This window comes from Plebeiibacterium marinum (genome assembly GCF_026013615.1).
Classification (GTDB): Bacteria; Bacteroidota; Bacteroidia; order Bacteroidales; family Marinilabiliaceae; genus Saccharicrinis; species Saccharicrinis marinus_A.
Genome location: NZ_JAPDPI010000010.1, coordinates 46,107 through 72,114 on the forward strand (window position 1 = coordinate 46,107; position 26,008 = coordinate 72,114).

Here is a 26,008-nt window from a genome sequence, read left to right on the forward strand (position 1 = left end):
ATAAAAAATAATGGCAATTTTATAAGCCAGAGAGTTAATCTTATAGAGTTTTATGCTAATATTTTGATTTTCGTGGCAAGCTTATAACTCATGAAGCCGATATTTAAGCAATAACCCCGATATTTAGGGGTAATACCCGATATTTAGGGACATGCAGAAGGTTTTGGGCGGTTGTGTTTTGATAAAATAAGTCAAGAAACATAGCCCGTCCCAATTTAACACAGCCTCACCCCACAGATAGAGAGGCTTTCCCTTCAGGGGCCATACCCTTTATATACAATTATCATATGGCCCTAGCATGGCCCCGCCGGAATGGATTGTTAACGATGTGTGCGCAAACATTTTGATGAAAATGTATATATTTGCTGTACTAAAACTTATAAACATGAAGTCGATTATTTTATTTCTTTCAATTATTACGCTTGGCACGCTATCGGTGTCATCTCAAAACAAAACAGAAGCCAGCTTATTTTATCGCAGCGATTCGGTATATGTAGACGAAATAAAAGATGCATCAGGTGATTTGTACCAGAAAGTTGGCCATCATGGACCTGCCATAGAAAACGAATGGATGGCATTACGATTGTATTTTAACAATAAAGCCTGTGCCATTGATGTTTACAACAAACAAAAGAAAGGACTTGAGTTAAAAACTGCCAAATGGTATCCTACTGAAAAAGAACAAAAAAAAGGTTTAGGAGCTGATTATTATAAAGCAGGTTCAACTATGGGATTAGGCGGCATTCGCCTTTGGGATGGTGAAAAGGTTGTTCCCCTGGCACCGATTTCGATGCGTACAGCCAAAGTGAAAAAATGCGGAAGCATATCGCAAATGGAAATGCTTTCGGAAAATGTTCCTTACAAAGGGAAAGAAGTAGACATTTTAGTCAGAGTAACTGCATTCTCGGGCATTAGGGAAATGAGAGTAGAAGCCTTTGCCTTAACTGATGAAGAGGTACAATTTGTGACCGGCATCAACTACCACAAAGGCCAAGAGGTAAAAAAAGAAGATAACTATGTGATTTCATGGGGATATCACCCTGAAGATGTTGCTGCTGAAAAAATTAAGGTGGGTGCAGCAATTATCATCAATCCCGAAAATTATTCTGATAAAAAGGATGATGGCAAACAGCAAATGTTTATTTCAAAACCAACAAAATATATCGATCATTGGGTAACTTCAACCATTGAAAAGGATAAAAAACTGGGTAGTTTAGAAGCCTTTGAAGAATATGTAATCCAGTGTTCAAAAGACATATAGTCCAATTGAATACTACACCTATTCAATTGGCTTGTTGCCACATAAAAAAAATACAGCGATAATATTACCGCTGTATTTTTTTATGTCATAACACCAAAATCATTTACTACTCAAATGCATCCATGGCTTTTGTAGGATATCCGGTCTCATCAAAAGCACCTTTGGTATACTGCTTCCATCCTCCATAGCTCTGGGGTTCCCAATAGAAAACACCAAGGCATTTATCAATAGTTTCTGTTCTGCTTATTAAATCTGAGAGAAAATCATAAGCATCGTCCTCTTCATCCCAGTTCATCCCAACTTCGCAAATAACAATATCGCTTCCATATCTCGATATCATATCGTTAACATTGGAAATTAAGTTATCGTTCATCGTTTGCCAGGTATCCGGTTCCGGATACAACGACATACCAATTGCATCCCACTTGCCTCCGTTGTTTTTTAATCCATCAAATATCCAACGGAACTTATTGTTTTTATCTCCCTCCTGAATATGGACAATAACCTTAGCATCAGGAAAAACTGCCTTAACCGCATCATAGCCATAATTGTTTAAAGTAGCATACTGAGCCATATTTGTATCTGCTTTGCCATCATCCCAAAGCATTCCGTTTCCTGTTTCATTACCTACCTGAACCCATTCCGGGGTGATATCCCAGTTTTTAAGGGCTGTTAGTACTTCTGTTGTATGCTCCGCAACTGCAAGGCACAAGTCATCAAAGGAAAGATCTTCCCAGGCAGCCGGCTTGTTTTGTTTTGCAGGATCAGCCCATGAATCACTATAATGAAAATCTACCATCACCCTCATGCCTAAATCATTTGCCCGCTTGGCTTTGACCAACAAATCCGTTTTATTGCACCATCCATCCACAGGATTTACCCAAACACGCAGCCTGATTGAGTTCATGCCCATACTCTTTAACAAGCTCATGCATTCCATTTCCTCACCCGCACTGTTATAAAACGGCACATTTTCGGCTTCCATCTCAGTCAACCAACTCACATCCGCCCCTTTTGCAAAACCACTCATATCTTCTATTGGCGGTTCTTCTTTTTTTATAGGCTCCTTATCGTCACTGTCGTTACACGAAATAATAACAATGGAAAAGAAAATCAGAAATAATATTTTTTGAATTTTCATACTTATCTTTTTGTAATAAACTAAGTTCAACATTAAATGGACTGTGCATACATAAGCTTCCCTGGCAAAATGTATACACAGTCCCTGTCCTACCAATGAACTTTATTGTGCTTCAAATACTACGGTATTATTAATAAAATCAACTGTTATATCATATGCTCCATAAGCCAGATCCTTAACGTCGTTAATGTTTTCACCCAAATAACCTATGGAACTAAACGAACCACCATAATACCTGTTCCACGACTGGTCAAGGTGAATAACCATTCCATATGGAGAATCGGCACTAATGGATACAGACCCGCTATACACACCGGTTGATACTTTTGACAATACTACCGAAGTAAAATTCCATACATCATTTATACCTACGATATAAACCTCATCGCCCAACAAGGTGTAAGTTTGATTTTTAACATCCGCAACCATATCGTAGTTTCCTGCGGCAATACTAGCATCATCGGTAATACCATCACCACCAAAATACAATTTACCCTCTGCTCCTCCAAAGAAATAATCCCACTCTCCATTCAGATAGAGTTTGGCACCCCACTCTGAAGCTGCATTTATGGTAACGGAACTGGTATACACACCCTCAACCGAAGACGCATCCATAGCCACCATTGCCCAGTCACCATTAAAACCTGCATACGACAAGCCAGTTACCTCAGAATGAGAATAAGTAAGATTTTTCAAATCGGCCTGAATTAAATACATACCTGCATCCGGAGCTGTTATGTTGTTTTCTCCGTTTACTAAAAGAGTCCCCTCTGAATCACCCAGTTTGTAATGGTTATCCCAGTTACCTTCTTCAAGCGACATGGTATAACCCCATTCTGAATTCACCGAAACAATACCGGCAAAAGTAGAATCGTCTTCACTTAACAACCTTAAATAATTATCAAAAGTCCATGCCCCCGAAGTTAGATCATCAACACCCGGTAAATATAAGAATTCGCTAATTGGGTCTTCAACCACTGTTTTTCCTTCCGTTATTTCGTAATACCAATTGGCAGGATCAGCCAAGTAGAAAGTAAGCGTGTAATCGCCCGCTGTTCCAAAGGCTATATCCGTAGCCGAGGCAACAGACATATCAAAACTTAAAGCCCCGCTTGCATCAGCAATAAAACCTAACTCCTTACTTATGGCAGCATCATCATCTGTTGATGTGGATAGGTTATACAGGCTTGCATTGTCACAGCTCACCTGAACAGTTGCATTATCCACAGTTGTAGTTACCGATATAAACCACTTTACTTCTGTTTTATCGAAAACCATTTCGCCGGTAACATCTCCGCTAATATTTAATGCAGGAATATAAGTAGCCGTCCACTCCTTACCTGAGGTACTCAAGGTAGTATAGTAACACCCGCCTAATCCAGGATACCAGAAGTTCCACATCGTTGCTTCATCAGATGACAATAAAAATGCAGAACCATCTACACCATCATTACCCCATGTTGTTCCGTCGCCTTCCTGCATATACCAATTTCCCCAGGCAGATGTCCCTGTGAATCCAAAATATTCACCATCACTATCAGGTGAGTATAGTACAAACCCGGTTTCTTCCTTATCCGCATTTAAGATAAAGCCTTTGGACATATCAATGGTATAACTGGTAATGTTTACAGCCAACACATTGCTATAATAAGGCTCTGTATTTACCCCATAGGCTGTATTCACCCTAAAGTACATAGGGGTACTTTCGCCGGGCGTAAAACCAAAATTCTTTGCCAATGTATTTAATTGCCCCCCTGTAAAAGAGTAAATATGAGTTTCCGGTTCAATATACTGGATATCTTCAAAGGTCTCCTTATCCGATATTTCTATCATCACATTAGGTATATCTTCCGGGATACTCATGGACTCGTTACTGATAACAAGTTCACTTTCATTCCAGGAGAATGCCAGCATGGGAGCATCTTTATTTTCTTTCGATAAAACAATACCCGATTCACTTGTAACCAGTGCTGACGACTCCAAACCTGATACTGTAATAAATTCCCCATCCTTATCGCAACCTGTTACAATGGCTGCAAGACAGATAACTATATATAGAAATATTTTCTTCATAACGTTCTGATTTTAATAATTATCATTCGATAGATTTGGGTTGGCTGAAAGTTCTGCACTTGGGATAGGATAAATATTGTATTTATCATCAACCTCCTTACCATCTTTTACTCCACCTTTCCACTGCCATATGTATTTGTTTCCTGTAAAACAGTCGAAACGTACCAAATCAGTACGGCGCACACATTCCCAGTACAATTCCCGGGCTCTCTCATCAAGGAAAAACTTATACCGGATGCCATCAGTCGTGGCCAGCAGCTCACTTTCATTCACGGTTGCTGCATTTCTACTTCCCCTTAGTTCATTTACATACCCCAAAGCTGTACCCATATTTGAATTGCTGCGGGCTGCAGCCTCGGCATACATCAAATAAGCATCAGCCAAACGGAACATTGGGTAATCGGTGTTCACCCCGTCACTGGTGGTATTGGTTGCAGCTTCCCCTGCATCATTTAAATTACTCCACTTTTGCACAAAGTATCCACCCGTTCTATCATCCACCCCATTATCCATATATTGATTCTGTCCATCGGTATAAAACATGGCACGATCATCATTATCCATATCAAACAATGCCGGCACTTCACCCCTGATCCGAAACATACTCCAGGCACTGGCACAACCTACTGTTTCTGCCAATGGGCCATAATCTGTATCTACAGAACCACATACCATGTACGTTGTTGCACCCCATGACAATACATGAGTGGCATCTACCACCAACGGGAAAATAATTTCATTGCCCCTTCCTACTCTTAAGTGGTTATCCGCATTAAATAATTGAGCATATTCCGATTCCAGTACATATCCCTCATCCATTACTTTTTGGGTGTACACCATACAAGAATCGTATTTAGCACCTACTTCGTAAACTTCGGCATTTAAATAAAGACGTGACAAAAGCATCCAGGCTGCTGCCCTTGGTGCACGGCCATACTCACATGCATCAATATCCAGCATGTTTTCGCTACAGCTTTTCAATTCTGTTGTCAGAAAGTTAAAAATCGCAGGTGCTTCCTTTTTCACGGGCAAATTTGAGCTACCTATTACCGACTCATCGGCAAAAGGAATATCATGAAATAAATCCATGGCATGATAGTAAGCCATCGCCCTTAAAAAACGGGCTTCTTCGCGGTATAACCTGATTTCTTCCTGCTCTTGCTGTGTAAAACCTGAAATGCTTGCATCTGTAGCATTCTTTAAAAACTCATTACATAACGAAATGGAATAGTAACACCTGTAATACATATCTGCTACCCATGGGTCATTGGCATCCCAGGTTAAAAAGGTTAAATTGCCAATATTGTCACCTTCTATCCATGTTGAACCCAACTCATCGGTTCCTGCCTCCTGAACATTAAAGTAGCATCGCATATAATCGTAACCATTATTGCTGGCCAAATCCGCATCTCCACCTCCTTTTTCCTGACCTGCCGTTACAAAAGAAGCATAACATTTGGCCAATGCCGAAACATAGTTCTCCGGTTTTGAAAAGACTGACTGAGCTGTTTCTTCTACATTTGGAAACTGATCCAAATCATCGGTACATGCTGATAGCAATAACACTACTGCAGCAAAGTATATATAAATTATCTGTTTCATTTTTTTTAGTATAAAGATTAAAGTATCATGGCATAAATGCATTTCCAAATTATGACATATCACTAAAACCATGTTTGTTATTAAAAATCAACACCTACACTTAAAGAAAAGATTCTCGGACGCGGATAGAAAGAACGGTCTACCCCGTTAGATATTTCCGGATCTACGCCTGAATAGTTGGTAATGGTAAACACATTTTGAACCATTGCCGTAAGATTCAGGTTAAACATATCCTTTACCCTGCCAAAATTGTAACTCAATGAAAGGTTGTCCATCTTTATAAAACTAGCATTCTCTACATAATAATCAGACAAATACTGTCGGCTTTGGAAACCCGTTTCAAGATAACTTTTATGCAGATTATTTAACTGATAGGCGTTGTACGACATGGTTCCAAAAGTACCGGCATTCATTGCCATACCGTTATACACATAATTATCGATATACGAACGCAAGCTGGTACTCAAACTCCAGTCTTTATAACGAACAGATGTACTAAAACCCAAAATATACTCCGGTGCAGGTGAGTGATAACGATATAAATCTGCCGAATTGATCGCCCCATCATTATTAACATCTGCATAAGCCCCTTCTATTGGTCTTCCGGATTCATCATATAGCTGATGATACACATAAAACATATAAGGAGAATACCCTTCTGTCAGCACCTGGAAATAATAACTATCTATTGTTGGACCGGCAGGTGTATTGGTAATTTCGGTACCTGGTATTATAGACAAGTTTTTAATGGTTTGTTTTTGCCATGTGGCATTGAAACTGAAATCCCATGTCCAGTTTGTATTGTCAATTGGTGTAGCATTAAGGCTCAGTTCAACACCCTCACTATCCACATTACCCACATTGGTTAATATCTGCTTATCGAAGTTGGTTCCGGCAGGCGAAGGAACTGTAGCCAGCAAATCTTTTGTTTTTCTGGTATAATACTCAACCGATCCCGACAAACGGTTATTAAAGAAACCAAAATCCACGCCATAGTTAAATGCCTCGGTAGACTCCCATTTTAAATCAGACACATAAGCTTCAGGGCGATAGGTATTAACCGCTGTGTTACCAAAAATATATTGTGCACCTTCCTGACTAATAGTATAAACCGGCAAATAATTATAGTTTCCAATACCCTCCTGCTGACCGGTTATACCAAAGCTTGCCCTTAGTTTCAGGTTCGAAAGTATATCGATACCTGCAAGCCAGGACTCTTCGGAAAGACGCCATGCCAATGCCACAGAAGGAAAAGTTCCCCAACGGTTATCAGAGTTAAACCTTGATGTTCCATCCTGACGAACAGTAGCAGTTACCATGTAACGCGACAGGAGGTTATAGTTCAACCTTCCATAATATGACAGTAGGGTATGACGCTGGTCATCAGCTGCTATAGAACTTTGAGATACTTCAAGTGTATTATACTCATTGTATGCAGATGTGGTATTTTTCCAATATTGATAATCATACCCCAGTGTAACATCAACACTGTTATTTTCATTCAGATTCTTTTTATAGTTCAAATAGGTGGTCAGCAACCTGTTTTCTTTTTTTTGCGGACCATAAGTATAATCACGGCCGTCAGTTAAAAAGTATTGAGCTGCTGAAGCCGGAACATAGATCTCGCCTTCACCCTCTGCATAATCATAGCCAATTGTAGCATGCAACTTTAATTCCGGTAAAAAAGGAAGCTTATAATCAACATCTAAATTTCCTATAATCCTGTTCACATCACTTTTTGAAGAGTACTGCTTCAACAGTCCCAAAGGATTGAGTACTGCCGATGTCACCGGTTTCCCCTCTCCGTCTATAGCTTCAGTATAGCCTCCAAAATCACTACTCCCGGAGTAAACAGGGATAGTAGGGTTATATGTTGCAGCACCCCAGATGGCACCAGTATCTGCAAAACGGTTTTTATTAAACGAAGTTTTTACCCCAGCATTTACCTTTAAGTGATCCTTAAAAAAAGATGGTGAAACACTTAGGTTAGTTGTAGCCCTTTGTGAATTATCCGTTTTTAGAATCCCATCCTGGTTAAAATAACCTGCCGAAAAACGGAATGGGACATCTTTATATGCTCCTGATATACTCACATTGTTATCAGTACCAAAGGCCAGCTGAAATACCTCATCATTCCAGTCGCTGTTTGCTGTACCCAACAAAGCCACCTGTGCATCACTCCCTTCAGCATTAACCACCTGCTTAAATTGCGATGTGGATAACATATCCGCTAGCTTTGTTTTAACCTGAACAGAGTTTGTTGAATTAACATTGACCCTGATTTTATCTTTGGATCCCTTTTTAGTAGTTATGATGATAACTCCGTTAGAAGCCCGCGAACCGTATATTGCAGTAGACGAAGCATCCTTTAGTACTGTCATGCTTTCAATATCATTAGGGTTAATCAAACTCAAAAAGTTGTTACTGTTACCACTGATACCGCCAGCTTCGAGAGGTACCCCATCAAGCACAATCAAGGGATCGTTGCTGGCATTTAAGGATGCCCCTCCCCTGATACGGATGGTACTACCTGCCGTTGGAGAACCACTGCCACTGGTAATCTGAACCCCGGACACTTTACCATTAATTAATTGAGCCGGGGAACTGATATTTCCCTGGTTAAAATCTTTAGCAGAAACATTGGCCACCGATCCGGTTAAATCTCCTTTCTTTTGTTCTCCATAGCCAACAACCACTACCTCATCCATATTAACCACATCTGATTTTAACAGGATGTTATAGCTTGCATCAGGACTTACGGTCACTTCCTGAGGTTCATACCCAATAAACGAAAAAACAATAATTTCGCCCTTTGCTGCTTCAATGGTAAACGATCCGTCAACCGATGTAATCAATCCTCTTTGAGTACCTTTTACCACTACCGTTACACCCGGTATAGGCTCACCTGATTGGGCATCTGCCACAACTCCGGTTATTTGAGTCTGTTGGGCAAACAGCCCCATACTGATACTCAAAAACATGATTAATGAAGCCCAACGTATTTTTATACTATTCTTCATATTAAAATAATTAACTATAAAATTTAACAATACTGATCCGATTTACATTCTTGCTTTTTCCAAAGCAACACTTTCATTTTCATAGTATTTAAACTACAGCACCCACTCTATCATTTTCTTTATTTAGTTTTTATTGAACCCTGATTTTTAATAAACCGTTTTCCAATCCTTCCGACGAAGCAGATAATGTTATATCGCCCGGATTTTCACCTGCCTTTAACAAAACGGTGGCTATACCTGCCTCTGCATTAATGGGGTTTGCACCAATAAGCGAAGCATCCCCGCTAACGGAAAAACTCACGCTGTTTTTAGCCATTGGCAATATGGTTCCTTCCGAATCCACTATAGCTGCATAAGCAAAAACAATATCATTACAACCACTTTCTAATTTCTTACCACTCTCATCAATCCATAATTTCAGTCCTGTGCCATGGCCTGGTGTTCTTTGAATGGCCTCTGCCACAACTTTACCATTAACATATCCTTTAGCAACTAACTCACCCGGTGTAAATGCAGGGAGATTAAAGGTAAAGGGTGGATTGCTAATATGAGTACTGTTTGCATCCCTATCCGGCTTTTGTTTACCAATACTTTTTCCGTTTACCCAAAGCTCAACTTCCTGGCAGTTACTGTATACTTTTACATCAAGATAAGAAGGGTCGTTATAGTAGTTTGCTATTGCTATCATAGGTTTTGAAAACGCATCAATAACTGATTCTCCAATACCTGCCTGACTTTTATAAAAATAATAGGCGAACTTTGGTAAGCGAAAGATGTCCATGATACCTGAAGACTCAATATCCGGCGCATATCCCCTGTTATAATCAAACATCAACCAATTGGCATCTCCTATGGCATTTCCCTGCAAGTTGCTATTGTGAGACTCCTGATAGTTAAGAGCTTGCTGACCAAGCCTTTTCTGTCCATACCCTCTCAACTGGCGAGAATTTCTCTCTTCATCGGAAAGATCCTGATAGGCCTTTTGGTTGAACCCTGCATTTTGGGCATAATATTCCCAGTCTCCATATTCTGCAATAAACAAAGGTTTATCCTTTTTATATTGATTCCAATAATGTGGCGGCTTACCATGCTGACGTGCAGGAATAAACACATCATACGCATAATCAATCCACCCACAAGTATACACTTCCTCTCCCGGATACTCCATATGCAACACCCTGTGGGCTTCCTCCATAAATTCCTTACTCATTGCAGACTCATTTAACGAAGCCTCCCACAATATAATGGACGGGTGATTGCGGTCAACACGCACCATCTTTCTAATATCCTTGATAGCATTCTGCTGAAATTCATCATTTCCAAAAAACTGCCAACCCGGTATAGCATCCATCACTAAAATCCCCAATTCATCGCAAGCATTTAAAAACGATTGACTCTGCGGATAGTGTGACAGCCTGACAAAGTTAAAACCAGCCTCCTTTATTTTCCAGGCATCACGAAAATTAGCATTATCTGAAATTGCGTAACCTACATAAGGATATTCCTGATGCCTGTTGGTGCCGCGCAACTTTAATGGCTTTCCGTTTATCACAAAACCATCTTTAGCTGTCATTTCTATGGTTCTGATTCCCACTCTTAAATCCCTGGAATCTACCACTTCGCCACCCTTATTAACCTTTACATTCAAGGTGTATAAATAAGGAGAAGAAGGCGACCAAAGCTTTGGATTGGTTACTTGTAATTGTGTATTGATCACCACAGTTGAGTTTCCTGTAGCCAAAGCTGTTTCAGAAGTAGTGCTTGCTATTACTTCATTGTTATCAAGCAAAATTACTTCAACCCCTACTTTTTCGTTAGTTGCATTTTGGTTCCTGATATCAACCTTTACATTTACTTCTGAATGTTTATCAGAAACATTGCTGTAAGAAACAAACACTCCACCTGCAGCCTCGTGATCAACCTCCAGTTCATGGGTAATATGCACAGGATCTTTTACAGTAAGCCATACGTTTCGGTATATACCACTATAAATATTAAAATCCAATACATCAAGGGCTTTTCCTGGCGCAACAAGAGGATTATCCTCATTGTTTAGTTTCACAACCAGGGTATTATCTCCCCCAAACCTGACCGCCTGGCTTATTTCCACATAAAACGGCAGGTATCCACCTAAGTTAGTATGTAAAAGCTGTCCGTTTAAATAGACTTCGGCCACTTGCATAGCACCTTCAAGAAGCAATCCCAAGTGTTTCCCCGACAAGCTTTTGGGAATCCGGAAATTCTTTTTGTAAACACAATCACCCTGCCACTGGTCACCTTTAATTACCAAGGGTTCAATACTTGCAGAATGCGGCAAAGAAACCCCTTCCCATAATAATTTTTCGTTGGAAACTATTTCGCCAACCGGCAAATCAACATCTTTAACAAATTCCCAGCCTTTGTTAAAAAGATTGTCACCCTTTACATATTCCTCACCCGACTTTTTGCCACAAGCCCCAACAAAAAACAAGGCAAACAGAACAACTCCAATTTGTAAAAACGATTTTATCATAACTACTTTTGTAATACTATTATTTTGTTGATGTATAAGTATATCCCAGGTAATCTGCTGCAGTAGTGATATTGCCTGTAAAGTCGAACAAGGCAGCATTATCCCATCCGGATCCCTGACCCCACAAGTCTTTCATACCCGATGTAATCCATGCCGGTTCCCAATACATAACACCTTTTGCCCCTGCATCTATCATATTTTGTGTTAAGTCGATTAAAAAAGAGCGCTGTCCCTCAATAGAAATAGGATAACCATCAATAGCACTATCCTTTCCAAAAATATTAGGATAGGCATCCGCATTATCTAAAGTATAGGGATATGCGGTTTCCAGAATCATCACCTCCTTATTGATAGCCGCCTTTAAACGTTTTACAGCCAATGGCAATTCCTGAAAAGAAATTTCTGTATGCCAGTGAGGATAGTATGAAAATCCTGCTACATCAAAATTAGTAACACCCCCTTTTTCAATTACATCTTTAAACCACCAATCCAGGTTTTTAGGGTCGGCAACATGCAGGGCTACCACTGTTTTTGCTCCCGCTTTTTTATCAATAGCCCTAACTGCAGCTATTCCGGCATTTATAACCTTTCCAAATCCGGCCCAATTACCCTCACAAACACTTAATGCAGGGAAAGTTTCAGGGGTTTCTGTATGCATCATGCCGCAATTTGATTCATTACCTATCTGTACCATTTCCGGCAATAGCCCTTCCTTATTCAATTCATCCAGTACAGCGTAAGTATAATTATATACCGAATCGCACAAAACCTGAATTTCTGTAATATCTTTCCAGGCCTCCGGAACTGTTTGGTGCTCCGGGTCTGCCCACACATCAGAATAATGAAAATCAAGATTTACAGCCATCCCCTGTTCTTTTGATCGCCGGATGGATTTTTTTACATCGGCAAACGCACTGTACAATACAGCCCCCTCTCCATACACTTCTTTTGTCCACAAAGGATTATGCCATAGACGCAACCTTACCAGATTGGCCCCTTTATTTTTAAACAACTTATATACATCAGTTACCTGTCCTGACTCTTTATAAACCCCACCATAATCCTCAACCTGGTTTATATAAGAAAGGTCAACCCCCATAACAAATCCATCAAGTATATTAACATCTGCTTTTTGCTGACCAGAACCAGTCTCCCCGGAAGAACATGAATAATTAAATACGACTAATGCCAAAACGATTAATCCTGTAATAAAATTCCTGTAATGCATATTGTATAGTTTTATTTTGTTTTTTTTAACAAGTACATATCAAAAGTAAACAAGTGTTAACAATACATATTGGCAACAGCTTACCGATACTTGTTCAAATCATACATTTCAGCACCCAATACACAAAAACCTCCTGCATCGCCTGGTATATAAGGATTCTGGAATTTGTTCATTTCTTACCAATATTGATTTAAATCGTACATAAGGCCTATCCTTAACATTTTTTCAATATCTTTATTTTAAGAATTAACTTCGTTTTAAACATTGATGAATGTTCGCAAAGAAGAGTGCAGAAAGAAAAAGGATCAGGCAATATTATAAGTCTGCAAACACTAGTTTTATCAGATTATTTTTTACCCCAAATGTTTTCAACCCAAAACTGAAAACAATCCTTCTTTGTATTTTTCTATATTCAATGCCGAATCTGTTGGCCGACAATGCCGGATCTTCGTTATACTTTACAAACCTCAGACAGGAAGAAGGCCTTCCTTCAAATGTTACCAACTCCATAGTTCAGGATAACATGGGTTTTATCTGGATAGGAACCGGGAATGGCCTATGCAGATATGATGGATACAACACCCTGATTTTCCAAAATGACGGCACACAGCATTCAATACCAACAAACAACACAAGCTGCCTGATGCTGGAAGGAGATACGCTCTGGGTTGGCACTTGGGAAGGGTTAAGCTACATCAACACGAAGAATTTCGAGGTAAAAAGATTAAACCTTGGCGCTACAAATTCAATCCGCTGCTTATATAAAACCAAAGACAATAAAATATGGATTGGCACATCAAAGGGCTTGCTCAGATACGACAAAGCACTAAACAAGTTTGAATACTTTGATACACAAAACAGCAATATTAGCCATGCAACCATTCGATGTTTTTATGAAACACCCGACAGCACCCTCTGGATAGGAACCTACGATAAGCTCAATTCCTATAAAGCAGGAGAATTTGCCTCCTACAATTTGAAAGGGGATTACAAACCGTTTTTGAAAAACAACCTGATCCTTGACATCTCCTCATATCAAAACAAAAATGATTCATTGCTAATTATTGGTACCGAAACAGGACTTTCCCTGTTCAATATCAAAACAAAAAAATCAACTTTATACAACATCGCCAATACAGGGATGAGCAACGAAGTGATTAAATGCATTGAAAACGTTGAAGGCAATATTTGGCTGGGAACTGATTTTGGAATGTCGGTTTTTAACCTTAATACAAAACATATTGACAACTATTTCCACAACCCTATTATTAACCACAGCATTGCCAACAATGTAATCTGGAATATTTTTACCGATAGGGATGGTGTGTTATGGCTACTTACTTCCAATGGGATCAGTATGCACCATAAAGAGAACAGCCTGTTTACCCTTCACGAAGAATTTTACACGATTGATAACCAACTGGCAGGAAACCAGATCAGGGACATCCACGTTGCCAAAAACGGCACTCTATACCTGGCTACAATCCATGGAATTATTGCCAAAAATCCCATATCAGGGGCAAAAACCAACTTTACTGCCAATGCAAAAGGTAATTACAGGATACTTCTTGACAACACCTATGCTGTAGCTGAAGATCCGTATGGCAGAATATGGATTGGCTCTGCTGGTGGCATAAACATATGGGATCCTTCAACACACACCATGCATTCAGTTAGTTCAAACCAGGAAAACGGTTTAACATCAAACTACATCAGCAGCTTTGCCTTTACACCAAACGGAACACTATGGGTGAGTGCCTGGGAAGGAGGAATTTACAAACTATCCAACTCAGGTAAATCGCTAAGTAAATTACGTTTTATTAAAGTAGATGATGCTTCACCTGATAGAATATATGCCTGTGGTGAAGATATTTACTATTCCACCCAGGGACAACTACATAAAATTGACCATAACAACCTTACTTCAAGCCCGGTTCTTCAGGTAAACAAAGAGCTTAATAATCAAAAGCTAAAATGCTTCAATGTTTCTAAAGATGGGGCTATATGGATTATAACTGAAAAAGGGATACTGAAATATATACCACGGGATCAATCACTTCAACCCTACCCGCTTAATAATCCGGTAATCAACAATCCAATGAGTATTGAGGTTATTGAAAATAATATCTGGATGTCGTCGCGCAATGCCATAATTCAATATAATATCCACGACAACAGTATTGCCTCCATGCCTTTAAATCCTAACTACCCATTAAAGAATTTTTATGCCGGCTGTTGTGCTGTTTTTGAAAACAAAAGGGTATACTTTGGTGGGGATAACGGATATATTGAAGCCAGCGTTGTATCAGAACCCTTTCAGCCTGTTATACCAAGAGCTGTAATATCGGGCATCAGCATCAATAACAAACTGATAGATCATAAAAGTTTAAAGAACTATTTAATGCAAGATATTGCATACACCCCTTCAATTGATCTTAACTATACCAACAATTCGCTTTCATTCCACTTATCATCACTCAACTACTGGTTGCCTGAGAAAAGCTATTTCAGATATCGCTTGCAAAATTTTGATGATACCTGGTACAACACTCATGATGTAAATTTTATTACCTATTCAAACCTAAATCCCGGTGAATATGTATTGGAGTTTGAGGCTATAAACTACCTGGGAATTAAAAGTGACCAAACTGCCTCCTTACAAATAAAAATATTACCTCCCCTATTGTTAAGCAAACCTTTTATTGCTCTTTATATATTTGCTTTGCTGGCACTTATATACCTTATATTCAGAATTTACACCAAAAGACAAAAGTTAAACAACCAGCTAAGACTGGCTCATCTTGAAAAAAACCATTCAGAAGAACTACTGAATGCAAAACAACAGTTCTTTACCAATATCTCACATGAATTCAGAACTCCCCTAAGCTTGATTACACCACCAATACAACAGGTTTTAAATTCAGGGGTACTGCAGGGTAAAAACCTGGAAATGTTAAAACTGGCGGAGAAAAACTCAAAACGCCTATTAAAACTGGTTAATCAAATACTTGATTTCAGAAAACTGGAAAACCAGACTATCCCACTTTTCAGAACCAATACTGATTTGGTTCTTCTTTGTAGCGAGGTTTATGATTCCTTTAAAGACATGGCGTCACGGAATGAGGTAAACTACCTTTTTAATAGCAATAACAATCACTTTTTCTCAGCACTTGATAAAGAAAAAATTGAAGCAGTACTGTACAACTTACTGAGCAATGCCTTCAAATACACACCATCCGGCGGTGTTATAAAAATGGAGGTCACTACTCCTTCGAGCACTATGAATCAGGAAATAAAAGTGAGCATTTCAGACTCAGGTGCTGGAATTGGAACCAACGATCTGGAAAAGATTTTTGATCGTTTTTACCAGTCGGGCAAACAAAATTTGAAACATGGAACAGGCATAGGACTAGCCATGGCGCAACAATATGCCCTCTTACACCAGGGGAATATATCTGTAAACAGCCAATTAGGCCAAGGGAGTATATTCACCCTAACATTCCCTGCAGTACAAGAAGAAAACATATTAACAGAAACGCAGCAGCCCAAAGCGAATACAAAAACAGAGTCCCCCATTGACAACATATCCAATCCGCAACAAAAACATTTGCTAATTATAGATGACAACCCGGATATCCTGGATTATGTTGAAATGAACTTGCAAACCGAATTCAATATCAGTAAAGCAACAAACGGGGAAACAGGATATGAGCTTGCCCAAAAAGAAAAACCTGATATTATAGTATCTGATATAATGATGCCTGTTATGGATGGCATTGAAATGTGCACAAAAATAAAGCACAATGAAACGCTTCAGCGGATTCCTGTGATATTGCTAACGGCAAAAAGTCTTGATGTGCAAAAAACAGAAGGGATTCAAAGCGGCGCCAACATGTACATTACCAAACCTTTTGATATCAACTATTTAAAAGCCTGTATCTACAACCTATTAAATAGTGAAGAACAGCTATACAATTATATCCGCAAAGAACTGCTCGTTGCTCCCAAAGAACCTACCGACCAGAAAAACAACCAGGATGAGCAGTTTATAAAAAGAGTAATGGAAATAATTTCAGAAAACATTAGCAACCCGGAATTATCGGTTGATATGATCAGTGCCCAAATGGGTATGAGTTCCACCCATCTTTACCGGAAAACCAAGGCTATTACAAATCAATCCACAAAGGATATACTTAAAAACTACCGGCTACAAAAAGCTGCCCAGATGATTAAAAACAAAGAAGGAAATATAACAGAAATCATGTACCATGTTGGCTTTAACAGCCTGTCCAGCTTTTCGAAGAGTTTTAAAGCGGTGTTTGGTGTTTCGCCAAGTGAGTATGGAAAGGAAGGCTGATACATAATTTAACCAGGATAACCAGGAAGAAGTACAATGACACTGGTATCAAGTAAGGTTTTTTGTACTTTTTGTGCAATTTCTTCGCATATGCTATACATTTCTTCGCACCGTCTTCGCATTTCTTCGCAAAACCTATGCATACCGTATGCATTTTAATGCTTCTGCTTTGGGTTTGCTATGGAACATCTATGGGCCTTCTATGAACCACGTTGGCCTTTTTACACAGAGGCAACACAGGTTAATCGCAAGTTTTTCGCCCTAAGAGTGTGAAGAACTTGCGTATAACCTGCGATCACCCCGTGGTGAATTGAAAACTTGTATAAAGGCAGGGTAAAAGAAGGGTAAAGGGAGGTATATCCGGATTTATAACACATCGAATTCAAACTCCCCTGATTTCAAAGTATACACGACTCTTCCTTTTTCCTTTCTTAAAAACATTAAACTCTTATTTTTAAGTAATTTTTTATTAAAAAGTACTTTTTGATTATCTCCAACTGGAATATATAACCTAGCCGTTGTATTGGCTGGCACCACAAAACGATAATGACAGGTATCATTTTCATTTTTCCAACTACTCTCTATTCGTCCATACATAGAATCATAATATCCTTTTGCATAAGTCATCTCTCCTGTAGGATCTGGCTCTGGTTGCAAAATAAAATGCTTGAATCCTGGATAATCTTCATCTCTAATAATTCCTAACGAATAATTATACATCCAGGCACCAACTGCACCAAAAGAATAATGATTAAAAGAATTCATATGGTTATTCCCTCCAAAACCGTTGTTATGGGTATACGAATTTAAACGTTCCCAAATAGTGGTTGCTCCTTGTGTAACAGGATATAACCATGATGGATAAGAAGTTTGTTGCAGCAGTCTGTAGGCTATATTTGAATAACCATTATCGCTCAAAGCCTTACTAATCCAGGCCGTTGAAATAAACCCGGTCATTAGTGAATAGGGCTCACACATGGGACCATTATCTATTTTATTCTCCCTTGTGACAGAGTTAACAAAATGACCCAATACATTATTCTTATTTTTCTCATTTATAATATTGAATGCAAGTGGGAGTACGTACGATCCTTGTGTGTCTATTACTCTATCTCCAAAAACAGTTTTTCCGTTTTCTTCACATATATAGGTATGATTAAAGAATTTTTTTCGTTCTGTATGAAGTCCTTCAAAATATCTTTGATCTTCATTTTTACCAAGGACAGAGGCTACCTTTGACATGATTTCCAAATCATAAATAAAGTAACACTCCCAAAGAAGCGTTTTCTCATTTCTACTGTCTTCTAGCGACAGCCAATCTCCAAGCGCCCACCATTGATTGCGTTCATCTTCACATAAAATGCCTGATTCTGAATTTATTCGGGTTGCCAGATAATCTATATAATGTTTCATGGCATCGTAATGGACTTTTAATAATTCAAGATCTCCATATTGTTGAAATGATTCCCAGGCGACAGTAATGCCAGCACTACCCCAAAGTGTTTCTCCAAAACCAACATCCAAAGGCGCAACATTCGGGAAATGCCCATCTGCACGCTGAAGATCACGCATTGCCAACATATGCCTGCGTAAAAACAAGGGAAGATCTGCTAAATAAGTTGCTGTTCTTGAAAAAACAGAGATATCTCCGCTCCAGCCAAGTCTTTCGTTACGCTGGGGACAATCAGTAGGTATCGACAAAAAATTACCCCATGTTGACCATGTGATATTCTCCCACAGTTTATTAACCTGAGGATTTGATGTTTCATAATATGAATTAAATTTATGAACAGAACTCAAAACCATACCTTTTACATCACTGAGGGGCAAGGGGCTGGTGATACCTGTTATCTCTATATATCTATAGCCATGATACGTAAAACCGGGTTGTATTATTTCTTGCTTTGATCCTTTTGTTATATAAATATCCTGAGCCATGGCTGCCCTGATATTTTCCAGCATTAGCATTTTTTCTTTCGACTCATACTCTTCTAATTCGGGATATAACACTTCTGAAAAGCGGAGTTTAATCTCCTTTCCCTCTGTAGTATTATGTAATATTATTTTAGGAACACCCACCATGTTTTGCCCCATATCATATATGAAAACACCCGGGCGAACTTCAAAAACACTTACCGAGGTTAATTCCTTCACTTGCTGAACCGAAGGCCCTATTTGTCCCTTTAATTTTGCGTCTGCAAAATCATTAAAATCCGGCCAATTGGCATTATGCTCTTTACTTACAGTACCATCTTCTTTTATTACCGAAGCCGGATGCCAGTTGGATGCATCATAAGATGCCATACTCCACCCTTCTATGTTCTTCTCCTTACGGGCATCATAAACTTCACCCTGGAATATACTACCATAAATAACTGGCCCCTGGTTGTAATAACTCCAGGTATCAGGCTTGGTAACAATCTCCTTTTTACTGCCATCCTCATATGTAACAACCAATTCGGCAAGCAATGATTGACGGTCTCCATAGTAATTCCAATATTCACCCTGATAAGTTATTCCACCACTCCACCATCCTTCACCTAACTTTGCCCCCAATGCATTTTTGCCACTATTTACAAATTCTGTTACATCATATGATTGATATAGTTGGGTTTTGTTATACTGTGTATTCTCTGGTGCAAAATAGCTGTTACCAATCCTGTTACCATTTAAATACATTTCATAAATTCCTCTTGCAGAAACATATAAACGAGCTTTTTTGACTTTAGAACCAGCTTCAAAAGTTGTACGTAATAAAGGCATCGAATTCTTACTGGGATTTGCAACAATCATGGCTCCGCCTTCCCCTCCTTTTATAACATACGAACTGTCTTCTATTCCAAATAAACCATTATTTTTTGCAAATATTCCTTTATAATTTTCATTGCTAAGATCTTCACTAAAAATCACATTGGAAGGTAATCTAAAATGAGAAATATTCACATTAGAGAACAAGGCTGTATTATACTTTGGAACATGGAATCCAATATCACCTACTACCGGGAAAGCGATATAATCTCCACCTCCCCGTCCTACAGGATTTAAGTTTACATTGCAGATTTTATTCTCATTTTTTAATCCATCAATAAAGATTGTAGTAATACCTAAATTAGATTGAATAGTAACGCTATGCGAAAGGTATTTATTTTCATTGCTAATAATTCCATCATTAATTTGGTATGACTTAAAAGGCACCCCTTTTTTATCATCGGGATGATAACCAACCCTATAAATATTGAGCAATGCATTTCCTCCTGATTCCAGCGGTAAAAGATCCAATTCAATTTTTACATACGATCCGTCTTTTTCATTTTCAATATTGTAGATGTTTTTATTACGATCCAATAGCCTACTATCATTTGCTCCATATATAAAAGCGGCTTTTGTTGATTTTGTTTCTTCACCTAATTTAATAGTATAGTCAATTTTAAATACAGGAAGATAATGGGAGTATAATACCATATCCTCATTATTCCCACCAATCCAACAAGCACCATCCCATGCAGGCGACTTATAATCAGGATTTATCAGACCCGTTTCAAACCATGAGCTTGATTTATGCTTTTTATTGTGATTGTCCCAAACTGTAACTTCCCAAAAATACCTATGTGTTGAAGATAAAGGCTCTCCCTCATATTTTATATTCAGTGACACGCCACATTCTACCTTACCTGAATTCCATACTGAACGACCAGTCTCATTTACAACACTTAACTGATAAGCTTTCTGCGAACAACCAGTTTGTTCTTTAGAAGCCTGCATCTGCCAGCTAAAATGAGGTTTGTCAACATCTATACCCAATGGAGTGTGGACATATTCTACTTTAAGATTAACGATTTTTACTTCTGCTTTCAATATTGAAATTGAAGCAATTAAGATTAAAGGAATTATTATTAGCTTATTCATCAACATCTATATCTTATTATTTCCTGTTTTATTTCACCTACATTTTTTATGCTTTGTAATCCCTATAATTATGGCACAATCAAGACTTTACTTTGTAAATTTGATTAAACAACCAAAACTACTATTTTAACAGGAGAGAATAAATATCTCATTATTCTCTCCTTACTAATTTTAAAAATACGGGTTCAACTCTGATTGTGATGATGGAATTGGAAACAACTGATTAATTGTAGTATAAGAGGAAGGTGAAACACCATATCCTTCAGGGAAGTAATAGTCCTGAGGATTGGCTTTTACCCTTTCTCCATATTCTTTCATAACAGTTTCTGCAATATTTGTCCGCACTAAATCCAGCCATCTCTTATTTTCAAATGCAAATTCCACTCTCCGCTCACGAATAATAGCATCCCTTACTTCATTCTGGCCTGTAGCAGTGCTTCCATCCAGTCCGGCCCGGGCTCTAACCTGATCCAGATATATCAATGCCTCATCTGTTCTATTTTGTTCATTTAAGGCTTCTGCCAAAAACAACAAAACCTCAGAATAACGATAAACAGGCCAGTTGTCATCAGTATTATTTGTTAAAGAGTGAGGGTGAGCATACTTTTTAATATAAGGATAATCAACACCACTCGCCGAGATATAACCTATAGTAGCATCCTTTCTCAGGTCATTAACTTCGTAAGCATTAATAATATCCGGAGTAGGAATGTTATACCCTTCAATATTTCTTGCCACCTCTGTAATCCCTGTAACAACAGATATCTCATCTGCAGTTATTGGTTGAACCAGGAAAGTATAAAAGAAATTACTTTGAAAACCTTCAGTTCCTTCTTTATATTGAATTTCGAAAATAGATTCGCTATTATTTTTCATTGAAGGATCAAAAACATCATTATAATCAGGTAACAGGCTATATCCCGAGATAGCTTTTAAAACAGTTTCTGCCTCTGACCAATTCTTTTGTACAATATATACGTTTGCCAATAGCATTTTGGCAGAGCCTGTAGTAACACGTCCTGTTTCCTGAGTTGCTTTGTCAGGCAATAATTCAGAAGCTAAATCCGCATCGGCTATAATCTGTTTATAAATTTCATCTACATCAGATAGAGGCAAGGCTGTTTCATCTAAAGTTGCAGCTGGCGTAAGGTGTAATGGTACTGCCCCAAAATATTGAACTAAATCAAAATAACAGAATGCTCTTAAAAACAATGCCTGTCCTTTAATATTATTTTTATCATCTACATCAAAATCCACACCATCAATCAAATCCAGAATTTGATTTACACGGGCTATAACATAATAATTATTGGCGTACTTAGTATCCAGTATACCATTTGAACTTTCTTCTATAAAATCAGCAATATATTCGCCCTGGATCGTCCCCCTGTCATTGGGATTATACTTATAGGTAGAATTATCACTTCTCAGCTCACCCATTGCCCATGCGCCATAAGTACCATTATAAAGAGACCTAAGAGGAGCATATGCTCCATTTATGGCTTGTTCAAAATCACTTTGTGTATTAAAATATATAGGTGTACTTAAAGTTGTTTCCGAAGGAATCTCAACGAAGCTTTCATCACAACTAATAAAACAAAGCATCCCTAAAATTGATAATATTATTAAATTCTTCATCTCATTATATTTTTAACTTTCAAACTATTTTAAATTCACATTTACACCAAAGGTGAATGTTCTGGGAACCGGATATGCTGAGAAATCAATACCCTGAGTGGTTGAACTTGGCTGATTTCCATTAAAATCAACCCCTACTTCAGGGTTTCCATACTTATAATTTGTAAAAACAAAAGCTTGTTGTACACTGGCATAAACACGCAGGCTTTGTATAAAACTTGCAATTTTAGATGGAACGGTATATCCTAGAGTAATGTTTTTGATAGTAAAGTAACTACCATCTTTTACATATCTGGAATGAAAATCATCACGATCGTGTGAAGTGGAACCTGTTGTTTTACCATATAACCCGGCACCTGGATTTTCTTCTGACCGCCATCTGTCTTCCACATCTCTCAACACATTAAATACGCCATCCAGATTAACCATTCCCTGCTCTAAGGCAGCAACAACTTTGTTTCCATAGGAGCCCTTTGCTACTATGGACAAATCAAGGTTCTTATATTTAAAATTATTTGTAAATCCATAAACAAACTTAGGAAATGGGTTTCCGATTTCTGTTCTATCGTCATTTTCTGTTACCCCTGTTGTTATTACTCCATCACCGTTTACATCTTTAAACTTAATTGTTCCTACTTCTGAATCTACAAGTTTTGGAGAGCTGTCAAAATCAGCCTGATTTTTATAAACACCTTCTTGTTTCAATCCAAAGTACTGGCCTATCCTTCCTCCAACTTTCGTTCTTGTAGACACAAATCCCTGCCATACAATTAACTGGTCGCTCAATGAGGATAATGCCAATACCTTATTGTCACTAAAAGAAATATTAAAATTGGAACTCCATTTAAACTTTCCCACTAAATTGTCGGAGTTAATATTGAATTCGTGCCCCCAAAAACGAATCTTACCAACATTACCTGTAAATGAAGAAAAGCCTGATTCTATAGGAACTGAAAGAGTATACAATAAATTTGAAGTTTCTTTTTTATAATAATCATAAGTCAATGCTACACGATCTTTAAAAAATGCAAGATCAACCCCCAGGTCAAATTCCTTGGTTTTTTCCCATCCCAAATCATCATTACCCAGGTTTGTAACCGCACTACCACTGTAAGTAGTATTATTAAAGGTTGTATTTACATCTCCCTCAACTGTACTATATTGGGTGTAATTACCAATATTATTATTACCTGTAACACCATAGCTACTTCTTACTTTCAAAAACGACACCCAATCAAACTTACTCATAAAAGGCTCCTCACTAACTACCCATCCCACTGCAACAGCAGGAAAGTTCCCCCACTTATTATCTTTACCAAAACGCGAAGATCCATCACGCCTGATACTGGCAGTTAATAAATACTTACTCTTATAATCGTAACTTAACCTGGTAAGATATGACAACATACTCCACTCCTGAATATCCATTGTTGGATTGTTTTTTACCAATGCAGCATCAATAGTTTCAACCCTGTCATCAGTATAATTATATCCACTTATTACGCTTTGATCATATCGGTACTTTTGAGAGGTAAATCCTGCAAGAACATCTAAATTGTGTCCATTGATTTCTTTAGAATACTCCATGGTGTTTTCTGTCAACCAGGTCCAAAAACGTCTGTTGGTTTCTCTAAGGTTGGCAGTAAGCTGACCTGGAGCACTTGCAAAAGCCCTGCCTGCTGTTGAGGGTTGAAAATAATGTACTAATGTTTGAACCAATTCCACATTTGCTGCAGACTTTAGTTTTAATCCATCCAACACTTCATATTGGATGTATTCATTTGCTATTAAACGCGTATCTATGGTTTTATTTGTGATTTCCTTAATTGATCTGACCCAGTTAGGCGTTGGAAATGAAGTTACCCCGGGAGTAGTAACAGTTACAGGATAGCTGCCATCTGCATTTTTGTACGAAAGGATTGGAGGAGTAAGAGTGGCATTTGACAACATTCCACCGCCGCTAAAAAACTGACCATCAGTTGATGGAGAATTATCAATATTGTATGTAGGTGCAAGGTTTACGCCTATTGTCAGTTTATCACTAAGATCATATTTTACATTTGTACGTAATGAAAAACGGGTATAATCAGAATTGAGCATTACCCCTTTTTGCTTAAAATACCCCCCAACAACCGAACTACTTAATTTTCCTTTACTAGAACTTATCGTTAAACTATAATCATTAATAGTACCAGTCCTTAACATAGCATCATACCAGTCATAACCTTTACCATATTGTTCCGGATTCTGATAAGCTTCCGGCACAGATTGTCCCAAATCCTCATAATATTCCTTTTTAAACCGGGCCCATTCTGTTCCATTCATAACATCCGGCCTTCCCTTATCCGGAACTATTTGAAAACCGGAATAAGCATTAATGGAAATATTTGATTTACCTGATTTTGCTTTCTTTGTTGTGATTAAAACTACTCCAAATGCAGCTCTGGAACCATACAATGAGGTTGATGCTGCATCTTTAAGTATAGATATTGATTCTATTTCATTGGGATTAAGATCTATCACACCCCCCGAAACTGGAAAACCATCTATAACACATAAAGGAGATGAGTTGGTAGATAAAGAAGCTGCCCCGCGAATCTGGATATTCAATCCCTGCCCGGGCTTCCCTGTTCCCTGTGAAATATTTACGCCTGCAAATTTGCCCTGTAGCTTTTGTGTAAACTGAGTAACAGGAATATCTGTCAATTCCTTTGATTTAATGGATTGTAACGATCCGGTGGATTTTCGTTGCGTAGTATTTCCGTATGCAATTGCAACAACTTCATCTAACCCAATGCTCTGATCATCTAAAACAACATTAATCTGCAATTGGTCTGAAACCATGATCTCTTTCGTTTTCATACCAATAAAAGAGAAAACAACGATTCCATCATTTGGAACTTGAGCTAAAACATATTTCCCATCTATATCTGTTATAGTGCCGATACTGGTGTTTTTAATAAACACAGATACGCCGGGAATAGGTAAGTTAGCTTTATCAACCACTGTACCACTAATTGTTTTTGTCGCCAAAGAATTCTGCCCGTGCAAAGTGCTTTGTGTAATTTGCAACAAATTCAGAAACACAATAACAAACAGCAACTTTGGGATTAAATTTAACAGATAATTTTTCTTTGGATTCAAATTTGAACCCATTCTGATTTTTTCATTCATGATTAACAATTTTCTTAATACTATTATTGACTTTTAAGGAACACATCAAAATTAGTTTGAGAAGAGACTAAAGGGGGGATGCTATTTTACTTACAA

The 26,008-nt window shown here is 38.2% G+C and carries 12 protein-coding genes; 2 read left to right on the top strand and 10 right to left on the bottom strand.

Annotated features, from left to right (window positions below):
• The first annotated feature begins 385 nt into the window (after positions 1-385).
• On the top strand, positions 386-1,261 hold the full coding sequence (locus OM074_RS06850; RefSeq protein ID WP_301198710.1) for a DUF4861 family protein: 876 nt from the start codon (positions 386-388) through the stop codon (positions 1,259-1,261).
• Positions 1,262-1,367: 106 nt separating this feature from the next.
• Here OM074_RS06850 and OM074_RS06855 read toward each other — a convergent pair whose 3' ends face one another.
• The 6 genes from OM074_RS06855 to OM074_RS06880 form a co-directional block, all read right to left on the bottom strand.
• The gene (locus tag OM074_RS06855) at positions 1,368-2,402 is read right to left on the bottom strand and encodes a glycoside hydrolase family 53 protein (RefSeq protein WP_301198711.1); all 1,035 of its coding nucleotides are present in this window, start codon (positions 2,400-2,402) and stop codon (positions 1,368-1,370) included.
• Positions 2,403-2,504: 102 nt separating this feature from the next.
• Complete coding sequence (locus OM074_RS06860) at positions 2,505-4,475, bottom strand: DUF5114 domain-containing protein (RefSeq protein ID WP_301198712.1); 1,971 nt, start codon at positions 4,473-4,475, stop codon at positions 2,505-2,507.
• A gap of 12 nt (positions 4,476-4,487) precedes the next feature.
• Entirely contained in the window at positions 4,488-6,077 is a 1,590-nt protein-coding gene (locus tag OM074_RS06865) for a RagB/SusD family nutrient uptake outer membrane protein (protein ID WP_301198713.1), read from the bottom strand.
• 80 nt (positions 6,078-6,157) lie between these two features.
• Positions 6,158-9,097, bottom strand: coding sequence for a SusC/RagA family TonB-linked outer membrane protein (locus tag OM074_RS06870; protein ID WP_301198714.1), 2,940 nt, complete (start codon positions 9,095-9,097; stop codon positions 6,158-6,160).
• A gap of 130 nt (positions 9,098-9,227) precedes the next feature.
• Positions 9,228-11,609 carry a glycoside hydrolase family 2 protein gene (locus tag OM074_RS06875; RefSeq protein ID WP_301198715.1) on the bottom strand — a complete coding sequence of 794 codons (2,382 nt, stop codon included), beginning with the start codon at positions 11,607-11,609 and terminating at the stop codon, positions 9,228-9,230.
• A 19-nt stretch (positions 11,610-11,628) separates the two neighbouring features.
• The gene (locus OM074_RS06880) at positions 11,629-12,837 is read right to left on the bottom strand and encodes a glycoside hydrolase family 53 protein (RefSeq protein WP_301198716.1); all 1,209 of its coding nucleotides are present in this window, start codon (positions 12,835-12,837) and stop codon (positions 11,629-11,631) included.
• 415 nt (positions 12,838-13,252) lie between these two features.
• Here OM074_RS06880 and OM074_RS06885 point away from each other — a divergent pair, with 415 nt between their 5' ends.
• A complete protein-coding gene (locus tag OM074_RS06885; protein WP_301198717.1) occupies positions 13,253-17,194 on the top strand; it encodes a hybrid sensor histidine kinase/response regulator transcription factor in 3,942 nt (1,313 codons plus the stop codon).
• 8 nt (positions 17,195-17,202) lie between these two features.
• Here OM074_RS06885 and OM074_RS06890 read toward each other — a convergent pair whose 3' ends face one another.
• The 4 genes from OM074_RS06890 to OM074_RS06905 all read right to left on the bottom strand — a co-directional run bounded on the left by OM074_RS06890 (position 17,203) and on the right by OM074_RS06905 (position 25,912).
• Positions 17,203-17,337, bottom strand: coding sequence for a hypothetical protein (locus tag OM074_RS06890; RefSeq protein WP_301198718.1), 135 nt, complete (start codon positions 17,335-17,337; stop codon positions 17,203-17,205).
• 223 nt (positions 17,338-17,560) lie between these two features.
• On the bottom strand, positions 17,561-21,100 hold the full coding sequence (locus OM074_RS06895; protein ID WP_301198719.1) for a family 78 glycoside hydrolase catalytic domain: 3,540 nt from the start codon (positions 21,098-21,100) through the stop codon (positions 17,561-17,563).
• 171 nt (positions 21,101-21,271) lie between these two features.
• Positions 21,272-22,738 (bottom strand): RagB/SusD family nutrient uptake outer membrane protein, encoded by a 1,467-nt coding sequence (locus OM074_RS06900; RefSeq protein ID WP_301198720.1) that lies wholly within the window; start codon positions 22,736-22,738, stop codon positions 21,272-21,274.
• 24 nt (positions 22,739-22,762) lie between these two features.
• Complete coding sequence (locus OM074_RS06905; protein WP_301198721.1) at positions 22,763-25,912, bottom strand: SusC/RagA family TonB-linked outer membrane protein; 3,150 nt, start codon at positions 25,910-25,912, stop codon at positions 22,763-22,765.
• Between the last annotated feature and the right edge of the window lie 96 nt (positions 25,913-26,008).

What these genes read in the sequence shown, in the direction of transcription:
- OM074_RS06900 (WP_301198720.1), bottom strand. Translation starts at nt 22,738, where the DNA reads ATGAAGAATTTAATAATATTATCAATTTTAGGGATGCTTTGTTTTATT.
- OM074_RS06885 (WP_301198717.1), top strand. Translation starts at nt 13,253, where the DNA reads ATGCCGAATCTGTTGGCCGACAATGCCGGATCTTCGTTATACTTTACA.
- OM074_RS06850 (WP_301198710.1), top strand. Translation starts at nt 386, where the DNA reads ATGAAGTCGATTATTTTATTTCTTTCAATTATTACGCTTGGCACGCTA.
- OM074_RS06895 (WP_301198719.1), bottom strand. Translation starts at nt 21,100, where the DNA reads ATGAATAAGCTAATAATAATTCCTTTAATCTTAATTGCTTCAATTTCA.
- OM074_RS06890 (WP_301198718.1), bottom strand. Translation starts at nt 17,337, where the DNA reads ATGCATAGGTTTTGCGAAGAAATGCGAAGACGGTGCGAAGAAATGTAT.
- OM074_RS06865 (WP_301198713.1), bottom strand. Translation starts at nt 6,077, where the DNA reads ATGAAACAGATAATTTATATATACTTTGCTGCAGTAGTGTTATTGCTA.
- OM074_RS06870 (WP_301198714.1), bottom strand. Translation starts at nt 9,097, where the DNA reads ATGAAGAATAGTATAAAAATACGTTGGGCTTCATTAATCATGTTTTTG.
- OM074_RS06880 (WP_301198716.1), bottom strand. Translation starts at nt 12,837, where the DNA reads ATGCATTACAGGAATTTTATTACAGGATTAATCGTTTTGGCATTAGTC.
- OM074_RS06860 (WP_301198712.1), bottom strand. Translation starts at nt 4,475, where the DNA reads ATGAAGAAAATATTTCTATATATAGTTATCTGTCTTGCAGCCATTGTA.
- OM074_RS06875 (WP_301198715.1), bottom strand. Translation starts at nt 11,609, where the DNA reads ATGATAAAATCGTTTTTACAAATTGGAGTTGTTCTGTTTGCCTTGTTT.
- OM074_RS06905 (WP_301198721.1), bottom strand. Translation starts at nt 25,912, where the DNA reads ATGAATGAAAAAATCAGAATGGGTTCAAATTTGAATCCAAAGAAAAAT.
- OM074_RS06855 (WP_301198711.1), bottom strand. Translation starts at nt 2,402, where the DNA reads ATGAAAATTCAAAAAATATTATTTCTGATTTTCTTTTCCATTGTTATT.